The 12,944-nt window shown below is 56.4% G+C and carries 14 protein-coding genes; 2 read left to right on the forward strand and 12 right to left on the reverse strand.

Annotated elements, in window-relative coordinates; translation table 11 throughout:
- Positions 1 to 2 precede the first annotated feature (2 nt).
- The 12 genes from B5E60_RS01145 to B5E60_RS01205 form a co-directional block, all read right to left on the reverse strand.
- Positions 3 to 332 carry a DUF4133 domain-containing protein gene (locus B5E60_RS01145; protein WP_087309037.1) on the reverse strand — a complete coding sequence of 110 codons (330 nt, stop codon included), beginning with the start codon at positions 330 to 332 and terminating at the stop codon, positions 3 to 5.
- Between the two features lies 1 nt (position 333).
- Positions 334 to 630, reverse strand: a complete 297-nt coding sequence (locus B5E60_RS01150) for a DUF4134 domain-containing protein (RefSeq protein WP_087309038.1) — start codon at positions 628 to 630, stop codon at positions 334 to 336.
- A 160-nt stretch (positions 631 to 790) separates the two neighbouring features.
- Positions 791 to 1,033, reverse strand: a complete 243-nt coding sequence (locus tag B5E60_RS01155; protein WP_087309039.1) for a hypothetical protein — start codon at positions 1,031 to 1,033, stop codon at positions 791 to 793.
- Positions 1,034 to 1,323: 290 nt separating this feature from the next.
- Entirely contained in the window at positions 1,324 to 1,854 is a 531-nt protein-coding gene (locus B5E60_RS01160) for a DUF3408 domain-containing protein (protein ID WP_087309040.1), read from the reverse strand.
- Between the two features lie 2 nt (positions 1,855 to 1,856).
- On the reverse strand, positions 1,857 to 2,282 hold the full coding sequence (locus B5E60_RS01165; RefSeq protein WP_087309041.1) for a DUF3408 domain-containing protein: 426 nt from the start codon (positions 2,280 to 2,282) through the stop codon (positions 1,857 to 1,859).
- A gap of 2 nt (positions 2,283 to 2,284) precedes the next feature.
- On the reverse strand, positions 2,285 to 3,046 hold the full coding sequence (locus tag B5E60_RS01170; RefSeq protein WP_087309042.1) for a ParA family protein: 762 nt from the start codon (positions 3,044 to 3,046) through the stop codon (positions 2,285 to 2,287).
- Between the two features lie 733 nt (positions 3,047 to 3,779).
- Positions 3,780 to 5,567, reverse strand: coding sequence for a fimbrillin family protein (locus tag B5E60_RS01180; RefSeq protein WP_087309044.1), 1,788 nt, complete (start codon positions 5,565 to 5,567; stop codon positions 3,780 to 3,782).
- Positions 5,568 to 5,589: 22 nt separating this feature from the next.
- Positions 5,590 to 7,182, reverse strand: a complete 1,593-nt coding sequence (locus B5E60_RS01185; protein WP_087309045.1) for a fimbrillin family protein — start codon at positions 7,180 to 7,182, stop codon at positions 5,590 to 5,592.
- Between the two features lie 28 nt (positions 7,183 to 7,210).
- Complete coding sequence (locus tag B5E60_RS01190) at positions 7,211 to 8,101, reverse strand: fimbrillin family protein (RefSeq protein ID WP_087309046.1); 891 nt, start codon at positions 8,099 to 8,101, stop codon at positions 7,211 to 7,213.
- A gap of 20 nt (positions 8,102 to 8,121) precedes the next feature.
- The gene (locus tag B5E60_RS01195; RefSeq protein ID WP_087309047.1) at positions 8,122 to 9,009 is read right to left on the reverse strand and encodes a FimB/Mfa2 family fimbrial subunit; all 888 of its coding nucleotides are present in this window, start codon (positions 9,007 to 9,009) and stop codon (positions 8,122 to 8,124) included.
- 16 nt (positions 9,010 to 9,025) lie between these two features.
- The gene (locus tag B5E60_RS01200) at positions 9,026 to 10,132 is read right to left on the reverse strand and encodes a DUF3575 domain-containing protein (protein ID WP_087309048.1); all 1,107 of its coding nucleotides are present in this window, start codon (positions 10,130 to 10,132) and stop codon (positions 9,026 to 9,028) included.
- 341 nt (positions 10,133 to 10,473) lie between these two features.
- Complete coding sequence (locus B5E60_RS01205) at positions 10,474 to 10,626, reverse strand: helix-turn-helix domain-containing protein (protein WP_087309049.1); 153 nt, start codon at positions 10,624 to 10,626, stop codon at positions 10,474 to 10,476.
- Between the two features lie 685 nt (positions 10,627 to 11,311).
- On the opposite strand from B5E60_RS01205, the gene B5E60_RS01215 reads away from it, so the two are divergent.
- Together B5E60_RS01215 and mobB are read left to right on the forward strand one after the other, a co-directional pair.
- Complete coding sequence (locus B5E60_RS01215; protein WP_087309093.1) at positions 11,312 to 11,722, forward strand: plasmid mobilization protein; 411 nt, start codon at positions 11,312 to 11,314, stop codon at positions 11,720 to 11,722.
- Positions 11,707 to 12,942: a conjugal transfer protein MobB gene (mobB, locus tag B5E60_RS01220; RefSeq protein WP_087309051.1), complete on the forward strand. Its 1,236-nt coding sequence runs from the start codon at positions 11,707 to 11,709 to the stop codon at positions 12,940 to 12,942. Before B5E60_RS01215 ends, mobB begins: the two co-directional genes overlap by 16 nt.
- Positions 12,943 to 12,944: the final 2 nt, after the last annotated feature.

Below are 12,944 nucleotides of genomic sequence, written 5' to 3' on the forward strand. Positions count from 1 at the left end.
CATCAGCGTTTGGGTAAGGTTCGACGTTCGAGCAGGCGGCGCACACTCCGGCGGTGGATGATGCGGCGCGGATGCTGCCGCAGGGCGAGGAGTTTCATCAGACCGTGGGGTCCGAAGCGGCGGTTCAGATAGAAGGTCGCCCAGGTGAGGCCACTGCCGCCCGCGACGGCGAAGAGGATGCAGATGCCCTGCGGAACCCCTCCGGCGTAGAGGATGACAAAGAGCAGGAAGATGCCCAGCAGCCCGGCAACAAAGAGGATCAGATAGTGCGAGGTCAGCCCCTGGAACTCGACCTGACGATCGACGCCCTTGTGGATGGTGTACTGTGCCATATCAGAGGAAGAAGGAGCGTAAGACGGTGCCGACGATAACCAGAAAGACGCACGAGAGGAAGAGCGCCGTGGCGGACTTCGAGGCGTCGGGATCGCCGCTGTTGAACTTCGAGTAGACGCGGACGCCGCCCACCAGCCCCAGCACGGCAGCCACGGCGAAGATCAGTTTGGTGAGCGGGTCGAAATAGGAGGTGACCATGTTGGTCGCCTCGCTGATTCCGGCCATGCCGTTGCCCTGTGCGAAGGAGGCAAGCGATGCGGGGAGCATCAGAATCAAGAAGATTGCGCTTTTTTTCATCGGTTTTGCAGTTTGGTAATAGGTGTGAAAAAGGCCGCAGCCCGCCTTTTGAGGCAGTCTGCGACCGGGACGGAAGCAAATAGTTGCTTCCCGCAGCCAATCATCCGGGTGTTAGCCGTAATTTCGATTCCAATTCATTGTGCATCTGTTTTTTTGAGGGTCAGACATAGTTTCGCAGGTCAAAATTCTCAATCTCGCGGCGTTCCTTCTCTGTAACATCCGGCGCAAGGATGCGCTCGCCCGCTTCGGCGCTCCGGAGCAGCGCCTGAACTTCCGGATCGTGCAGTTCGCCGTTGTTCTGTAGGGACGGGAGCCGCAGCGGCGGCCGCGGCTCCCGCGGCTCTTCCGTCTCGCCGTTCTCGCGGATCGGACCCTGGAGAACCAGCTCGCCCCAGCCCTGCATCGAAGCCGGCTTTTCGGCCGGGGGCGGAACAAATGTAGCAGCATCTTCGGGCTTTGATTCCGCAGGTGCCGGGATGGCCTTCCGAGGCCGCAGATGGCCGGTAACCGCATAGTGTTTCGGGATTATCAGCAACGGTGTTTCTCCACGGCGGGGCTCGGCGGTCAGCTCCGAATTGGCTTTGCTGCCCGGCCCGTCGGCCCGGGATTCTGCGGACTTTCGCCACCGCTGCGGAAGCCACGGCCAATGCCATCGTGCAATTCGCTCGAAAAGGGAACTCGGGAAGCCCATCCTTACACCAGATCCTTGAAATTCCGGGTCCGATTGATGCGGTTGATTTCGTCCCGATAGAGATCAAGATGATGTCTCATGATGTTCTCGACATAATCCGTAACGGTCAGATTCCCTTCGCCAATCCGTTGGACGACACTGTGAATCCGTCGCTTGGTCTCCATACTGAGATAGACACTGCCTCGTCGTTGGAAGGGTGTAGGATGCAGAAAGGTTTTCCGGAAATCGGGTTTGACAGCGCCTCGTTTTATGGAGACAGGAGGCAAAGGTATTATCTCCTCCACTTGGGCGACCTTCTCGGTGAGAATGTTTTGAGCAGGTTTCTCGTCCGGAATCTTCTCGCTCTGTTCGATGGGATCCTGGTCTTCTTCCTGATCCCTAACGACTGATTCCGACGCGGGATTTTCCTTCGGCTGGGTCTTCTCCCGTTTTCGTCTAACGAAGAAGAGAATGAAACACAGGATAAGAAGAAGGATACTTGCAAGGATGAGCAGAGATGCTGCCCAATCGGTTGAAAAATGAAATGTGTTCATGGCTATAAAAGATCTTTTGTACTTCGTTCCTTGTAGATGCGGTTGATCTCCTCCTTGTAGAGGTCGAGATGCTGCCGCAGAATTTGTTCAACATAGGAGGTGGCGGTCATACGCTCGCCTCCGATCTTTTTGACGACCTCGAGAATCTTGCGCTTCGTCTCGAGACTGACATAGAGGGCTCCCCGAATATGTATATCCAACAGCGACATGAAGGTCGGCTCGAATTCGGGAACGACCGCGGTCCTCCGTCGGCGCGATTCGGTTGAATGCCCCGTAGTGCGCTCTTCGGAGGTGGGTGGCGAGGTTTCCGCAGGCGGTTCATCCGGGGGTTGCTCCGGTTGCACTACATCCACGGTTTGCGGAACCAACCCCGCGATCATTCGGCGCATGGCCTCTTCGTCGACTTCCACTTTGTTCTTGCGGGCCATATTCATGAAATTTGAAGAATCGAAAGAATCTCGACCGCAAGGTTCTCGATCTGCGCTTCGCGGGCAAAGGTCCGTTCCGGAGCTAGCAGCGTCGAACGTCCGATTCCCGTGCCGTCAGCCAAAAGTTCCTTGTTGAATTTTGACCGGTAGGGAATCTGTGTCTTCAGAACAGGCAGATGAAGCTGACGGATGATCGCCTCATAGCGTTCATAGAGCGGGGTTCGCTCGCGGCGATCGACCATCGTCCAAAAGAGGTGAAGGCTGCGCAGACGGAGATGGTCATTACAAACCATGCCGTTATAAAGACTACGGGCAAAGGAGAGCGAACTCTCCAGCACGACCTTGTCTGCCTTGATCGGGATGAAAAGGGCTTCCAGCGAGGAGAGGATCTGCAGCACCCCTTCGGTATTGACTGTTCCGGGCAAATCGTAGAGGATAATCTGCGGATGATAATCGCTTTGCAGTTGTCGCGCCGTCTTCTCAAGGGCATCGGAAGGCGTGCTGCTGACGATAGGCCAGAATTTCCGATCGGTTCCCTTGAACTGACGGGCGACCATCAGTTTGTAATAATCGCTCAAATTGAGGATCTCCAACTCGCGGGAGCGTTGATTGTAGATCGACCATTGGGGATAGTCGCAGTCGACCACCAGCACGTCCCGCTGCAAGGTATAGTGGAGATGACTGGCAAGCAGAACGGTGAAGGTTGATTTTCCGACTCCGCCTTTTTGATTGCATACGGCAATGCTTACAGGTGTGTTTTCCATAGTTTGTTTCTTCAGGAAGGCGCGATTTAACAAGTTTGTTCAAGAGTGCGTTCACGCACGAACTCCCGAGTTCGTGAATTCAGGAATAAGGTCCGGCACGAACAAAGGGAAGCATCTCATCGCGAAGGAACAGATGACGGAAGCTGTTCCCGCAATCCTGAAAAACAGGATCAATGAACAAATACAATAGCAGTTTCATGGATGGATTGTTGGACGTTTGCCTGCAAGGTAATGCAGTTTTCGGGGGTTGATTCCCGATGTCCTCCGGAGGCCTCTCATGGCCGACAACCGCACTTTTTAATCCCTGAAGATCCTCGTAATATTGCAGCGGAGAATCCACCCGTGATTTTTCGTTTCGGAGATGCTTTTTCAGAAGAGGAATTGTCCGTAGGGGAAATGAACATTCGCCCACACCGGAAAGATTATCAGCAGGATACGCGATTGCAAAACGTTGTCCACCGATTAGGCGTCTTCACAATCGCATCGAATTACATCTTGCTTGCCTTGTGCTCTTTTACGACCTAAAAGTAATCGTTTTTTCAGAAAAAAGCAACTGCCGCTATTGGGGTGCGCAGGTGTAAGAAATGCAGCCCACTGACCTTACGGTAGCGGGCTGCGGTGTCTGTATGATGTTACCGGGCACAATACTCCCGCCCGGAATGGGAGTTCTTTTCTTTTGGGGTTATACTTCAGTTATCTTCCGTTACGGGCGGAACTTTTCCCGCCCGACAGTTTACTGTTTCTTCAATGTTGGCAATGCTCCGGTGAGTTCGTACTGCCACTCTGAGCCTGCACTTTGCAGGGCGGCGTTCATCTGTGTAACGGCATTCTGCCAGTCGCCGTCCGTAACCATCGTGGTTTCGCCGGTACCTGCCTGATTGTAACCGATGCCTTGTTCCTGGCCGTTGTCTCCCCAGTAGCAGGCGGTGACGATAGTGGTAAAACCGATGTTCTGGAGATTTCGCCCCACCACGCCGCCTGTGCTTCCTGATGCTCCGGAGACCTTGCCCGTAGCGTGATAGCAGGCGGTGAGGGTGCCATTCTCATTGCTTCCCACCACGCCGCCTACAAAGTCGCCTCCTCCGGAGACAGAGCCTGTAGCATAGCAGGCGATAAGGACAGCTCCGTTATTGTATCCCACCACGCCTCCGGCAAAGGAATAACCCGTAGTATTGTTCTTTGTCGCGGTGACGCTGCCCGTGGAGTAGCAGGCGGTGATAGTGGCATCGCTTTGTCCTGCTATACCGCCGACATAGGCCTTGCCTTCCACCGTGGCGGAAGAGTGGCAGTCAGTGATGGTTCCTCTGTAATTCCATCCTGTTATGCCGCCTACATAGCTATTATTTGACGAACTTGTCACGCTGCCCGATACCGAGCAATTCTCAATGGTACCCCTATTCTCTCCCGCTATGGCACCTGCATTGGAATCGGCTGTTATATTCACATCCTTCAGCGTCAGGTTCTTCACCGTGCCGCCTTCGGCGATGGAGGCGAACAGCCCTACGTTACTCGTTGCCGACTGATTGATGGTCAGCCCCGTGATGGTATGGTTGCCGCCGTCGAAGGTGCCGGTGTAAGATTGGCTTTCAGTGCCTATCGGCGTCCACTCTTTGCCTGTGAGGTCAATGTTTTTGTCGAGGGTAATGTTAATGTCGGTCTTACCTCCGTTCACTAATTCGGCGATGTTCTTCAGACCCTCGGCGGAGGTCACGGTGTAGTTGCCGTTGCCGTCGTCTGTATAGCCGGGGTATGCCGCGGCGAGGGAGACGGTGTAGGTATATTCCTTGCCCGCCTGCCAGTCGGTATCGTTCTTCATCTTATAGACGAAGACCTTGCCATTGGTGAATTTGCAGGTGATGAAGGCTGTGCCCGTTGCCACCGTCTGCGGGGCGACGAGGGCGGTGTAGGTGTCACCGCCCTTGTCATACGGGGCGATTACAGCCGGGTTTCCATTCTCGGTGGAGAGGCCTGTCAGCCGCACGAACATCTGCTCCTCGGTATAGTCCGTCAGAACGACGGTGACCCGTGCCGTGCCGTGGGTGAAGCGGAGTGTGGGGTTGCCGTAGCTCACCGTCTGTTCCTCGGCTACGATGAGGTCGCTGCCCTCGAAGTCTTTCCGGGCACTTTGGTCGGCAGCTACCTTCACGGCAGGCGGGGTTGTCTCGCCAGCGGTGTAGGGCCACCACGCCGTGACGGTGATGTTATCGTGGTTGGTCCAGTAGTGCGGGTCGGTGGAGGTCAGCGTGGCGCCGGTGTTGTCGGAGGTGGAGGGCGTCACGTCGTACGCCTTCACCGTGCCGTCCATCAGGACTGCCACGCTCTGCACGCCCTCCCAGTTCCCGTCCACCGGGGCACGGGTACCGGCGGTGGCTGTCGCGGCGGGGTTCAGCCCCGTGGCGGTGAAGACGACGGGTGTGCCTTCCGCCCCTTCCGGCAGGAAGCCCGCTTCGTCCTGCGTGCAGGCGGCAAAGCCGAGCAGCAGGGCGAGGGCTGCGGATATATGAATGGTTGTTCGTTTCATGATGCGTGTTGTTTAGGGGTTGTTATTGTTTCTTTTGCAGTACGGGCAGACCGTCGGTACCGAGTGCCCAGTCGTTGCCGGTGAGGGCGGCGTTCATGCCATCGACGGCTGGCTGCCAGGAGTCGCCGGAGTCTATTCGATGCGTATCATCGGTGCCATCGTTAATTGCTACTCCGGGATACCCATTCTGACCATAATAGCAGGCGGTGATGGTGCTATAGTTGAGAGCAGCGATTCCGCCATTACCAATGCCTGACGTTAAATTTCCATCGAACCAACAGCCAATAATGCTACCGAAGTTGGAAGACGCAATGCCGCCGACATATCCTCCTGTTGCAGAAATATCTCCCGTTACGGAGCAGGCGGTGAGGGTGCCGAAGTTGCTCCACGCTATGCCACCGGCCACACCGTTTTGCCGCACATCGTAGTCCACATCCACCAGTTGCAGGTTCTTCACCTCGCCGTTGCCGCCGATACCGCCGAACAACGCAGCACTCTCACCCTGCGGATTGTCCGTAGTGATGGCCAGCCCCGTGATGCGGTGTCCCTGTCCGTCGAAGGTGCCTTGGTAACCGGATTCAGAAGTGGTGCCTTTACCTATCGGTGTCCACTTCTTGCCCGTCAGGTCGATGTCGGCAGTCAGGGTGCAGTTGAAGCTGAGATCACTCTTTGCGGCTTCCGCCCATGCCAGCAGGCCGTCTGCGTTATAGACCGTGTAGGTCTTGGTGGTGGTGTCGTAGTTGTAGCCCAAATCCTCGGCTGCGCCGCTCTCGCCGCCGCCGTCGTCCCATTTGCCGATTTCACAGCCTGCCAGCGTCAGGCCGGTGGCGTTCACCTTGACGGTGTAGGTATAGCGGCTGCCCGCCTCCAGCACGACGTCGTTCTGCGGGCGGAAGTAGAAGTTGCCGCCGCCAAGTTCCACGCGGATGAACGGCTCGCCTTTCGCAACGGTCTGCGGGGCGGTCAGTGCCTCGTAGCTGTTGCCGCTTGCGTGGTAGGTCTGGATGGCGGTCGGGTTGCCGTTATCGGCGGACAGGCTCACGAGGCTCACCGTGGCACCGTCCACGCTCGTGAATCCCGTACCGGGTTTCAGTTCGATTGCCACGCGTGCCGTGCGGTGGGTAAATTCAAGAGTCGGGTCGTCAAATTTTACCGTCTGGTTTTCAGCAGAGATAAAGTCGCTGTTCTGGAAGTCTGCCAACTTGCTTTGGTCAGCCGCCACCTTCACGGCAGGCATCTGTGTGATGTCTGCCTTGTCGAGGGGCCACCATGCCGATACGGTAATCGGGTCGCGGCTGGTCCAGTAGTGCGGGTCGTTCTCGCGTGAGAGCGTGGCACTCTTGTATCCGTCGGCATCCGTGGCCGTCACGGTGTATTCCTTTACCGCGTCGCCCATCTTGAGTGCCACGGTCTGTACGCCCTGCCAGTCGCCGTCCACGGTGGCACGGGTTGATGGGGTTGCCAGCGGCGTTGCCTCTACGGACAGTCCGGTGGCACGGATGACTACGGGATATTCACCTTCGGGCAGCGTGCCTTCCGCCAGTTCGTCCTGTGTGCAGGCGGTGAGGGCTATCAGCAGCGCGGTGGCTGCGGGGATAAATAATCTATGTCTCATAATTCTTCATTCTTAATTCTTCATTGTCTTACAGGTCAGCGCCCACTTCTCCGCCGTCTATATCGTTCCACTTTGCAATGGTGGCTTCGCTGACTTCAAGGTTTTTGTTGCGTACCTTGACGGTATAGGTATAGTTGTTGCCCGCCTGCAGTGCGCCTTCGGGCACGGTGAGCGTGGCACGATAATTCTGACTTCTGTAATTCACAGTCAATGGCAGAGATGCAGCTGTCTGCGGGAAGAGGATGACCGATGACGTGAGGTTGCCGTCTGCCAGCTCCATGGCCAGCGTTTCGGCCTGTGCCCCGTCGTCTGCGGTGGCAATACCGTCGGCCGTGTTGAACGTACCGGTGAGTATCAATCCGTCCAGCGTGTAACGTTCAGGCTTGATCATACTGAAATCCACGCCGTCGCCCGCCTCGAAGGTAAGGGTTATCTGGCTCATGCGGTGGTGGAAGGAGTTGTCTGCACCGCCTTTGTCGGTTTTGTCGGTGAAGCTCACCACCGGGCTGTTTTTGTCTCCCGTGGCTCCTGAAGCAAAGAGGAAGTCGATGGCAGGCTGGTTCTGCTGCGCCGTGGCATCGGTCGTGGCTGCGAGGGTGCCTCCCGCTGCGTTGTACGGATAGTAGGCGCGGAAAGTATGGGTCTTTACATCTTCGATATAGATGACCTTTTCTTCTGCCTCAAATGTTCCGTTCTTCAGGATGAAAGGCACGTTGCCGTACCGGGTATCGTTGCCGATGTCGGTGACGCCGATGCGGTCTCCGCCAGTCCATGTGGTTCCGCTGGCACGGGTGGCAGGGGCGATGTCGGCGATAAACCGGGCGGCCACGGGACCGTCATTGTTCAGAATCTCGTTGTCGTTATTGCAGGCTGCCAGTGCGAGGGCGAGCGCCGCAAGTGCAAAAAATCTTGTCTTCATTATATCTGTCATTTTATTAGTTACAAATCGGCATTTACATCATCACCTTTCACTTCTTCCCAGCCGGTAATTCCGGCTCCGTCCACTTCCATGCCTTCGGGAGTCTCAACCAGCGTTCCGCCGAGGGTCAGCGATTCGCCCTTTCCGGTGTTGAACTCCTTGAGAGCTTCCGTAAGGTCGCTTTTCAACGTGGTGGGGGTCGGGTTGCCGTCAGCATAGCGGATTTCGCCCGTCAGCAACTGTTCCGTGCCGGTCACACCCAGCAGCCGCACCGTGGCTTTCCACTTGCCGGCATCATCACCTTCGGTTATCTTGGTGAAGGGCAGTACGACGCTCGAAGCGGCTCCGTAGGTATCGGTTGCGAAGTCGAGTGTTCCGGCTGCACCCGTCAGATGGGCAATAATCTCCGTGATGCGTCCGGCGGCATCACCCGTCGGTTCGACGACAAGCGTCAGCTCGCGTACCTGCTGCTTCATTGCGGCGGTCAGCGGATAGTCCTTGTCTTTCTCGATGCTCAACTGTTCCGTATAGGTGAAGAACCATCCCGGAGTATTGTTTACAAAGGCATCCGTGCCTGCCCGGTTTCCCGTGGCTGCGGCAACGGTGGCGGTGGTGCCGCTTACCGTGATTCCTTCAGCTGGGTTCCACACCGCAAGGGTGTAGTTGCCCGGAGCAAACAGATGGTCGGGTGTATGGGTGGCGGAAGTCTCCGTACCCGTATAGTCGCCCATGGTGACCGTCCATGTGGCAGGTATGTCGATGCCCTCACCGCGGGCCGACCAGTCGGCTGTCACCGCAATCTTCCCGTAGTCGGGATGCGGCGTGTCATAAAGCGTGTCCTTCACGCAGGAAGAGAGCAGCACGGCGGCTGCCATTCCCATCATATTTATATATTGTCTTGCTTTCATATTCGATTCCTCCGAGTTAGAATAACTTCCATACCAATGTCACACCGGCATTGATGGGGCCCCACCAGTCCTTTGTCTCGTTGCCACGGCGCACGCGCACACCGTCGATGACTTCATATTTCTCATAGTCGGCATTCAGGTAGCCCAAGCCGAGGTTGAAATCAAGATCTAATGCCTTGTTCAGCCGCAGCTGGTAGCCGGCAGTGATGCCGCCACCCATCAGGTCGCCCTGCTTGCCTGTTTCGGAGAGCTTGTAGTTGAACTGTCCGGCCTTGAACATAGCACCCAGATACCAGGCTTTCTTCTCGCCCATATAGTAACGCACTTCCGGAGCCACTTCCCAGAGTGCATAGCGGCGGTCCTTGTCGCTCCACGTCCAAGAAGTCCATGAGCCGTTTACGGCAATGCCCCACGACGGGCAGATGCGCCATTCAAGTCCTAAATCGGGTGTCAGGGTGGCCCAGCGCAGCAGGTTGGCACGCAGGGAGAGGCCCATGGCGCAGCACTCGGTCTTCTCGGGCTCTTCGGCTCGGGCCTCCTCCAACACGGGCGGGACCGTCTCGGTTTGGTTGGCGGCCCGGTGTGCCTCTTCGGCGGCTCGTTCGGCAGCAAGGCGCTCTTCTTCGGCGCGCTTCGCAGCCTCCAGACGCTCTGCTTCGGCCTGCTCGGCAGCCCGGCGCTGCGCCTCCAACTCGGCCTCCGACGGAGTGGCGGGGATGACGAGGCGCACGGTGACGAAGTTGCCTTTGTCGGCATGGTTCTGCGTCCGGAAGCAGGCCTCGGTGAGCCCGCCACGCAGGATCATCTCCGTCTTCACGCGGTTCGAACGCGTCTTGGCCAAGGCGAGGTTTTCGGCCTCCGAGGGCTGCGAGGTGCAGTAGCCGTCGACCAGAACGGGAACCGAGCCCTCCGTGATGGCGGCCTTGTTCTGCGCGATGCAGGCCAACAGGCGGTCGAGCTCTTCGCCGTTGCCGCTCCACGGGATGTAGAACATGTCGTCGCCCGCCACGAAGCGGAAGGTATACTCGGCCGGGGCAGGGTCGGAGGGGTTGTCTGCCGTCTGGCCGAAGGTCGGACCCGCGAGGAGGCCCAACGCAAACAATAGGGTCAGCAATCTATTCATGGTTTTCAAAAGATTTGTTCGGGTTGCTGCAGGGACAAAACACCCCCGGCCCGGATCGAGGGGATTCGGGCATGGCGGAGTTGACGCGGAGGCGTCAGTTATGATTTTTTTGTGGGGGGGGGAGATTCGGATCCGGACGCACGTCACCCTTTCGCTTCCGAAGGGCGAACGTACAGCAAGGGGATTTTGCTTGAAGGGAAACATGGCTTCGGACCGAAGAGTTCGAGAACAAAATTAACAGAAAAAACGAAACTGGAAAATCTCGGCCGCGGATTTTGTTGTTTAGGCAAGAAAAATTGTTGTTTAGGCAAAAATTCGAGGCCGTCAGAGGCCGGTCGGAGTTACGAAAGGGAGCTCTCTCCGCCCTGCGTCTTGCGCCAGTTGGAGGGTGAAACGCCCTCCCGAGCCTTGAAGATCCGTGTGAAATGGCTGGGCGAGACGAAGCCCGCGGCCTCAGCGATTTCGGAGATGTTCTGCCCGGGGTGCCGGAGCATCACAGTAGAAGATTCCCGAAAAAGATCATACAAACGAAGGATTCCTCCCAAACGGTGAGAATATGCAAGGTATTGATATGATTTTCAAAACATAATGTTCTTTCCGACGCCGCCTTTTTGATTGCATACGGCAATGCTTACAGGTGTGTTTTCCATAGTTTGTTTCTTCAGGAAGGCGCGATTTAACAAGTATGTTCAAGAGTGCGTTCACGCACGAACTCCCGAGTTCGTGAATTCAGGAATAAGGTCCGGCACGAACAAAGGGAAGCATTTCATCGTGAAGGAACAAATGACGGAAGCTGTTCCCGAAATCCTGAAAAGCAGGATCAATGAACAAATACAATAGCAGTTTCATGGATGGATTGTTGGACGTTTGCCCGCAAGGTAATGCAGTTTTTGGAGGTTGGTTCCTGGTGTCCTTCGGAGGCCTCGCATGGCCGGCAAGAGCGTTTTTTAATCCCTGAAGATCCTCGTAATATTGCAGCGGAGAATCCGCCCGTGTTTTTTTGTTTCGGAGATGCCTTTTCGAGAGAGGAATTGTCCTCTGCGAATGCCGGAACTGTACCCGTCGCCTGACGGGAGCGAGCTGTGTTTTTGTCCGACAACCGGCGGTTTGTCCGACAAAAACGCTCGCTCTGCGAGGCGGGTGAGGTTCTCCCAAGTCGAACCCCAAATCTTCCATCGAATGACCCGTCAGCGAAAACACAACCCCGAATCTCGAACTCCGAGTTACAAATACTCGTTCCGTCTCAACGAGGAGCAGGAGATCCGCTTCCGGCAGATGCTTGCAGCCGCCGGATTGGAGCACAACCGCAGCCAGTTCATCGTCAAACGACTCTTTGCGGAGCGTTTCGAAGTCCTCCGTCGCGATCCTTCAAAGGTGGAGTTTCTGACACGCCTCAATGACCTATACTTCCAGTTTCAGCGCGTCGGAAATAACTATAATCAGGTGGTTCGGGCCATCAACAGCCACTTCTCCAATGTCTCGATTCCCCGCCAGATCACTGCGTTGGAACAGCATACCCGCGAACTGAAGGCGTTGAGTATAGAGATTTTGAATCTTACCAAACAAGCCGAAGGATGGTTGCGAATATAAGAACGGGAGCAACCGTCGGCGGAGCCATTCGCTACAATGAGGAGAAGGTTAACCGCGGGCAGGCCGAGGTGCTCTTCTGGAATCGGATGCTTGATCCGTTCGATAGCGCAGGCCGCATGAGCCACGAGCGGTGTATGGCCAGCTTCGAACCCTTTCTGCAGGCCAACCGGCGAACGACCAACACGGTTTTCCATGTCTCGTTGAACCCCTCGCCCGAGGACCGTCTGACCGATGAGCAACTGGGCGAGATCGCCCGTGAATACATGGAGCGGATGGGCTACGGCGAGCAGCCCTACATCGTATTCAAACATCGGGATATTGCACGCGAACACCTGCACATTGTCTCATTACGAGTTGATTCGACGGGCCGGAAGATTTCCGACTCACACGAGTATGATCGTTCGATGTCGATCCTGCGGGACCTTGAGCGAAAATACGGGCTACACCCGAGCATCAAAGGCCAGGAACTGCAAGACCGGGAGGAATTGCGCAAGGTGGATTATCAGAAGGGCGATGTCAAGCAGCAGGTCTCCTCCACCGTAAGGTCGTGCCTGCGGCATTACCGCTGCGCCTCTTTTGGCGAGTGGCGGACGCTGCTCGAAGCCTTCAATGTCTCGGCCGAGGAGCGAACCGGGACCATCGAAGGACGTGATTACGCCGGGATGATTTACGGGGCGCTGACCGACGACGGCTATGGCATCGGGACGCCGTTCAAGTCGAGCCGGATTGGGAAAGATGTCGGATATGAGGCTCTGCAACGCTACTACGAGCGGTCGAAAACGGCCTTGAAGGAGCCCGGAACACTTGATGAGTTGCGGGGTAAGATTGCGGATAGCATGGCGCGGAGTTCCAGCCGGGCGGAGTTCTGCGAGCGGCTGCACGACACGGGAGTTGATGCGGTGTTCCGCCTCAATGCTGCGGGACGAATCTACGGCGTGACCTTTATCGACCATGAGCAGGGAATCGTAGCCAACGGCTCCCTGCTGGGGCGGAATTTCTCGGCCAACGTCTTTGAACAGTTGTTCCATGCTGAAGCAAAGGGTAGGGGAGTCTCCCAGGAATCCTCGGAGCAGGAGAGGCCATCCTCAAAAGAATCTTTCCGGCCGGGGCCGTCTATCCATCCGTTGGACGCGATTCTGGAATTGGCGGATGTGCAAGCCTACGAAGAACAGCAGCAGCAACTTAACAGAAGAAAAAAGAAAAGAGCGTTACGAAAGTAACG

It is taken from the genome of Alistipes sp. An116 (assembly GCF_002161005.1).
In the GTDB taxonomy this organism is placed as follows: domain Bacteria; phylum Bacteroidota; class Bacteroidia; order Bacteroidales; family Rikenellaceae; genus Alistipes; species Alistipes megaguti.

What these genes read in the sequence shown, in the direction of transcription:
- B5E60_RS01160 (WP_087309040.1), bottom strand. Translation starts at nt 1,854, where the DNA reads ATGAACACATTTCATTTTTCAACCGATTGGGCAGCATCTCTGCTCATC.
- B5E60_RS01150 (WP_087309038.1), bottom strand. Translation starts at nt 630, where the DNA reads ATGAAAAAAAGCGCAATCTTCTTGATTCTGATGCTCCCCGCATCGCTT.
- B5E60_RS01205 (WP_087309049.1), bottom strand. Translation starts at nt 10,626, where the DNA reads ATGCTCCGGCACCCCGGGCAGAACATCTCCGAAATCGCTGAGGCCGCG.
- B5E60_RS01185 (WP_087309045.1), bottom strand. Translation starts at nt 7,182, where the DNA reads ATGAGACATAGATTATTTATCCCCGCAGCCACCGCGCTGCTGATAGCC.
- B5E60_RS01180 (WP_087309044.1), bottom strand. Translation starts at nt 5,567, where the DNA reads ATGAAACGAACAACCATTCATATATCCGCAGCCCTCGCCCTGCTGCTC.
- B5E60_RS01195 (WP_087309047.1), bottom strand. Translation starts at nt 9,009, where the DNA reads ATGAAAGCAAGACAATATATAAATATGATGGGAATGGCAGCCGCCGTG.
- B5E60_RS01170 (WP_087309042.1), bottom strand. Translation starts at nt 3,046, where the DNA reads ATGGAAAACACACCTGTAAGCATTGCCGTATGCAATCAAAAAGGCGGA.
- mobB (WP_087309051.1), top strand. Translation starts at nt 11,707, where the DNA reads ATGGTTGCGAATATAAGAACGGGAGCAACCGTCGGCGGAGCCATTCGC.
- B5E60_RS01190 (WP_087309046.1), bottom strand. Translation starts at nt 8,101, where the DNA reads ATGAAGACAAGATTTTTTGCACTTGCGGCGCTCGCCCTCGCACTGGCA.
- B5E60_RS01145 (WP_087309037.1), bottom strand. Translation starts at nt 332, where the DNA reads ATGGCACAGTACACCATCCACAAGGGCGTCGATCGTCAGGTCGAGTTC.
- B5E60_RS01200 (WP_087309048.1), bottom strand. Translation starts at nt 10,132, where the DNA reads ATGAATAGATTGCTGACCCTATTGTTTGCGTTGGGCCTCCTCGCGGGT.
- B5E60_RS01155 (WP_087309039.1), bottom strand. Translation starts at nt 1,033, where the DNA reads ATGCAGGGCTGGGGCGAGCTGGTTCTCCAGGGTCCGATCCGCGAGAAC.
- B5E60_RS01165 (WP_087309041.1), bottom strand. Translation starts at nt 2,282, where the DNA reads ATGGCCCGCAAGAACAAAGTGGAAGTCGACGAAGAGGCCATGCGCCGA.
- B5E60_RS01215 (WP_087309093.1), top strand. Translation starts at nt 11,312, where the DNA reads ATGACCCGTCAGCGAAAACACAACCCCGAATCTCGAACTCCGAGTTAC.